General features: G+C 67.1%; 5 protein-coding genes and 1 pseudogene. All 6 read left to right on the plus strand.

Annotated elements, in window-relative coordinates; translation table 11 throughout:
- Positions 1-215 (plus strand): annotated as a pseudogene (locus tag JCM9942_RS10995) (conjugal transfer protein TraG); the annotation flags it as partial.
- Positions 212-676 (plus strand): ribbon-helix-helix protein, CopG family, encoded by a 465-nt coding sequence (locus tag JCM9942_RS11000; RefSeq protein WP_016448820.1) that lies wholly within the window; start codon positions 212-214, stop codon positions 674-676. The pseudogene JCM9942_RS10995 and the gene JCM9942_RS11000, both read left to right, overlap by 4 nt.
- The gene (gene trbB / locus JCM9942_RS11005; protein ID WP_016448819.1) at positions 673-1,737 is read left to right on the plus strand and encodes a P-type conjugative transfer ATPase TrbB; all 1,065 of its coding nucleotides are present in this window, start codon (positions 673-675) and stop codon (positions 1,735-1,737) included. The genes JCM9942_RS11000 and trbB overlap by 4 nt, the downstream gene beginning before the upstream one ends.
- Positions 1,734-2,117, plus strand: a complete 384-nt coding sequence (locus JCM9942_RS11010) for a TrbC/VirB2 family type IV secretion system protein (protein WP_003291753.1) — start codon at positions 1,734-1,736, stop codon at positions 2,115-2,117. The genes trbB and JCM9942_RS11010 overlap by 4 nt, the downstream gene beginning before the upstream one ends.
- The gene (locus JCM9942_RS11015) at positions 2,114-2,386 is read left to right on the plus strand and encodes a VirB3 family type IV secretion system protein (protein ID WP_003291752.1); all 273 of its coding nucleotides are present in this window, start codon (positions 2,114-2,116) and stop codon (positions 2,384-2,386) included. Before JCM9942_RS11010 ends, JCM9942_RS11015 begins: the two co-directional genes overlap by 4 nt.
- Positions 2,387-2,401: 15 nt before the next feature.
- A partial coding sequence (gene trbE, locus JCM9942_RS11020; RefSeq protein ID WP_054659653.1) for a conjugal transfer protein TrbE occupies positions 2,402-4,732 on the plus strand: 2,331 nt, incomplete at its 3' end.

Below are 4,732 nucleotides of genomic sequence, written 5' to 3' on the forward strand. Positions count from 1 at the left end.
ACTTGGCTTCGGCCGACGACGGCGGCCCGCGCCGTCAGCCCGAACTCTCCGAAACCGTCGCCTACGACCCCGAGCTGGCCGCGCCTGCGGCCGACCTGGCGCTGCTCGATGACGACGACGACCTGCCGCTTCCTCTCCCTCGCCAGCTTGAGCCGGCCATGCAGCGCACGGCCCGGCTGGCTTCCCTCGACCCCAACGACGGAATCGAGCTATGAGCCATTACCGCCTGAATCTCTTTATCCAGCCCGAACACGCCAAGCGCCTGGACGAGCTGGCCGCCAAGAAGGGCGTTTCCAAGTCGTCCATCGTCGCGGCGGCGCTCGCATCGTGGCTGTCGCCCGATGCCGCCGACCAGCGCGAGGCGGCCATCGCCAAGCGCCTGGATCGGCTGTCGCGCCAATCCGAACGGCTGGAGCGCGACCAGAACATCCAGATCGAGACGCTGGCGCTGTTCATTCGCTACTACCTCACGGTCAGCACGCCCGTTCCCGAGGCGCACCAAGAGGCCGCCCGCGCTCAGGGCAAAGCGCGCTTCGAGCAGTTCGTTGAACAGTTGGGCCGCCACCTGCTGCGCGGGCGCAGCCTGGTGCGCGACGTGGTGGAGGAACTGCATCCCGATCCTATGCGAATGGAGGACGCGGCGGCGGCTGCGCAAGCGCGGGAGCGTGCGTCATGAGCGCCGTTCCGCAGTCCATGAGCGCCACGTCGCTCGACCGCCGAATCCAGATGCTGCGCACAGCGATGGGGCCGCTGATCGCCGCCGCGCTCGAAGACCCGGACGTGGTGGAGGTGATGCTGAATCCTGATCGCACCCTTTGGGTGGATCGGCTTTCCAGTGGGCGCGCGCCGATGGGCGTGGAACTGCCCGAGGCGGACGGCGAGCGAATCATCCGCCTGGTCGCGGCCCATGTCGGTGCGGAAATCCATCGCGGCCAGCCGCTGCTATCCGCCGAACTGCCCGAAACCGGCGAACGCTTCGAGGGCATCTTGCCGCCGGCAGCGCCGGGGCCGGCCTTTGCGCTGCGCAAGCGTGCTATCGGCGTGATCCCGTTGGAGCGGTACGTCATTGACGGGATGATGACCAGCGTGCAGGCGGGCTTTCTCGTTCGCGCCGTGCGCGAGCGGCAGAACGTGCTGATCGCCGGCGCCACCAGCAGCGGCAAGACCACGCTCGCCAATGCTTTGCTCGCCGAAATCGCCGCCACCGGCGACCGCGTGCTGGTGCTCGAAGACACGGTGGAACTGCAATGCGCGGCCCGCGACCACGTTCCGCTGCGCACGCGCGCAGGCGTGGTATCCATGACCGAGCTGGTGCGCTCGTCCATGCGCCTGCGGCCTGATCGCGTAGTCGTCGGCGAGGTGCGCGGCGCCGAGGCGCTGGATCTCATCAAGGTGTGGGGCACGGGACACCCCGGCGGCATCGCCACGATCCACGCAGGTTCCGCGCTGGGCGCGCTGCTGCGCCTGGAGCAACTGATTCTCGAAGTGGCCGTGAACCCGCCGCGTGCGCTGATCGCCGAGGCGGTCAACGTGGTGATCCACATCGCCGGGCGTGGGCGCAAACGCCGCATCGAGAGCATTGCCCGCGTCGTCGGCTTCGACGGCGTGGGCTACCGATTGGCGAATTGGGAGGCGGACGCGCTGGACACGCCGTTTCCCGAGTTGTCGCCAAACCCCGATGCCGCATCCGCTGCGGCGACTTCCCCATCCCCTGACTTACTTGGAGAACTGCCATGACGCAGATGACTTTTCCTGCTTTCCGTTTTTCTGCAAATCCGGCATTGCGTCTTGCGCGGCTGCGCTGCCTGGCCCGCCCTGCGGGGCAAGGGCTGCTGCTGGCCGCGCTGCTGTTGTTCCTGACCGGAACCGCGCAGGCCGCCGGTTCCTCGATGCCGTGGGAAGGCCCGCTGCAATCCATCCTCGAATCCATCCAGGGGCCGGTGGCGCGCATCGTCGCGGTCATCATCATCATCGCCACGGGCCTCGCGCTCGCCTTCGGCGACACTTCGGGCGGATTCCGCAAGCTGATCCAGATCGTGTTCGGTCTGTCCATCGCGTTTGCGGCTTCGAGCTTCTTCCTGTCGTTTTTCAGCTTCTCCGGCGGGGCCGTCGTATGAGTGCCCCGGACACCTTCGCCGCCGGATTCGAGGTGCCGCTGCATCGCTCGCTGACCGAGCCGATTCTGCTGGGCGGTGCGCCGCGCACCGTGGCAATTGCCAACGGCACGCTGGCCGCCGCCGTCGGGCTGGGCCTTCAACTGTGGATTCCCGGTGTCGTGCTCTGGATCGTCGGCCATTCGCTGGCGGTGTGGGGAGCGCGCGTCGATCCGCAGTTCATGCAGGTCTTTGCTCGGCACATCAAGCATCGCCCGCTGCTGGACGTGTAAGGGGAGGACGCCGCGATGCTGAACCTAGCCGAATACCGCCAGCGCCCGGCCTTGCTCGCCGACTGGCTGCCCTGGGCCGGGCTGGTCGCGCCGGGTGTCATCTTGAACAAGGACGGCAGTTTCCAGCGCACGGCCCGGTTTCGTGGGCCTGACCTCGACAGCGCGACGCAAGGCGAACTGATTGCCACGTCGGCGCGCTTGAACAACGCGCTACGCCGCATGGGTTCGGGCTGGGCGCTGTTCATCGAGGCCGAGCGCCGACCCGCTGCCGACTATCCGCAATCGGAGTTTCCCGAGCCGCTGTCGTGGCTGGTGGACGAGGAGCGCCGGGCCACCTTCGAGGAATCGGGCAACGACTTCGAGAGCGGCTATCACCTGACGCTGGTGTACCTGCCGCCCGAGGAATCGCGCGCCCGCGCGGCGGGGATGCTGTACGAGAACCGGCCCACCGATGGCGTGGACTGGCGCGAGCGGCTGCAAGCCTTCGTCGCGGAGACGGATCGCGTCTTTGACCTGCTCGATGGCGTGATGCCGGAAATCGCTTGGCTCGATGACGGCCAGACACTGACCTACCTGCACGCCACCATCTCGACGCGGCGCTATCGCGTCGGCGTGCCCGAAGTGGCGTTCCATATCGACGCACTGCTGACCGATTCCGCACTGGTCGGTGGCCTGGCGCCCATGCTGGGCGACCAGCACCTGCGCATGGTGTCGGTGCGGGGCTTCCCGACCTCGACTTGGCCGGGGATTCTGGACGACCTCAACCGCCTTGGCTTTGCCTACCGCTGGAGCACGCGCTTCCTGTGCCTCGACAAAGCCGAGGCGGAACGGGAGTTGGGACGCCTGCGCCGCCAGTGGTTCGCCAAACGCAAGAACGTCATCGCGCTGCTGCGCGAAACGATCTTCCAGCAGGAAAGTCCGCTGGTCGATACCGACGCCAGCAACAAGGCCGCCGATGCCGATGCCGCCTTGCAGGAGCTGGGCAGCGATCAAGTCGCCTTCGGCTACCTCACCGCCACGGTGATGGTGCTCGATGCCGACGCGGCTGTGGCCGACGAGAAGCTGCGCATGGTGGAGCGTGTCATCCAGGGCCGGGGCTTCATCACCATCCCGGAAACGCTCAACGCCGTGGATGCCTGGCTGTCGTCCATTCCGGGCAACGCTTACGCCAACGTGCGCCAGCCCATCGTCTCGACGTTGAACCTGGCTCACATGATGCCGGTTTCGGCGGTATGGGCCGGGCCGGAAAGGAACGAGCACCTGGATGGCCCACCCTTGATCGTCACACGCACCGATGGCGCCACGCCGTTCCGGCTGGTGACGCACATCGGCGACGTGGGCCACATGCTAGTCGCGGGGCCGACCGGCATGGGCAAGTCGGTTTTGCTCGCCACGCTGGCAATGCAGTTCCGCCGCTATCGCGGTTCGCGCATCTTCGCGTTCGACATGGGCCGCTCAATGCGCGCCACGGTTCTCGGCCTGGGCGGCGAGCACTACGACCTCGGGACAGATGGCGAAACCGCCTTCCAGCCGTTGGCACGCATCGACCGCGAGGGCTACCGCACCTGGGCGGCCGAATGGGTGGAAGGCCGCTTGCTGCATGAGGGCGTGGCGGTCGGCCCCGACGAGAAGGCGGCTATCTGGTCGGCGTTGGGAAGCCTTGCCGGTGCGCCGTTGGAGCAGCGCACGATGACGGGGCTTTCCGTGCTGCTGCAATCGAACGCGCTGCGGCAGGCGCTGTCGCCCTATGTGCTCGGCGGTGCCCACGGCAAGCTGCTGGACGCCGACCATGACCGGCTCGGCATGGCCGGCGTGCAGTGCTTCGAGATGGAGGAGCTGATGCACAGCAAGGCCGCCGTCATGGCCGTGCTGCACTACCTCTTTGCGCGCTTCGACGAACGCTTCGACGGTGCGCCCACGCTGCTGATCCTCGATGAAGCGTGGCTGTTCCTAGATGACCCGGTGTTTGCCGCGCGTATCCGGCAATGGCTCAAGACGCTCAGGAAAAAGAACGTCAGCGTCATCTTCTCCACGCAGAGCCTCGCCGACATCAAGGAATCGAGCATCGCGCCCGCGATCATCGAGAGCTGCGCGAGCCGCATTTTCCTCGCCAACCCGCAGGCGACCGAGCCGCAGATTCGCACGATCTATGAGGGCTTCGGCCTCAACAGGCGGCAGATCGAAATCGTCGCCACCGCGCAGCCCAAGCGCGACTACTACTACCAATCCCGCCTCGGCAACCGCCTGTTCGACCTCGATCTGGGGCCGGCGGCGCTGGCGTTTGCGGGCGCATCCACGCCGCAAGACCAGCGCGACATAGACCGCGTGCTGCTGGACGCCGGCGTG

The sequence above is a fragment of the Stenotrophomonas pictorum JCM 9942 genome, from assembly GCF_001310775.1.
GTDB classification, from domain to species: Bacteria; Pseudomonadota; Gammaproteobacteria; order Xanthomonadales; family Xanthomonadaceae; genus Stenotrophomonas; species Stenotrophomonas pictorum.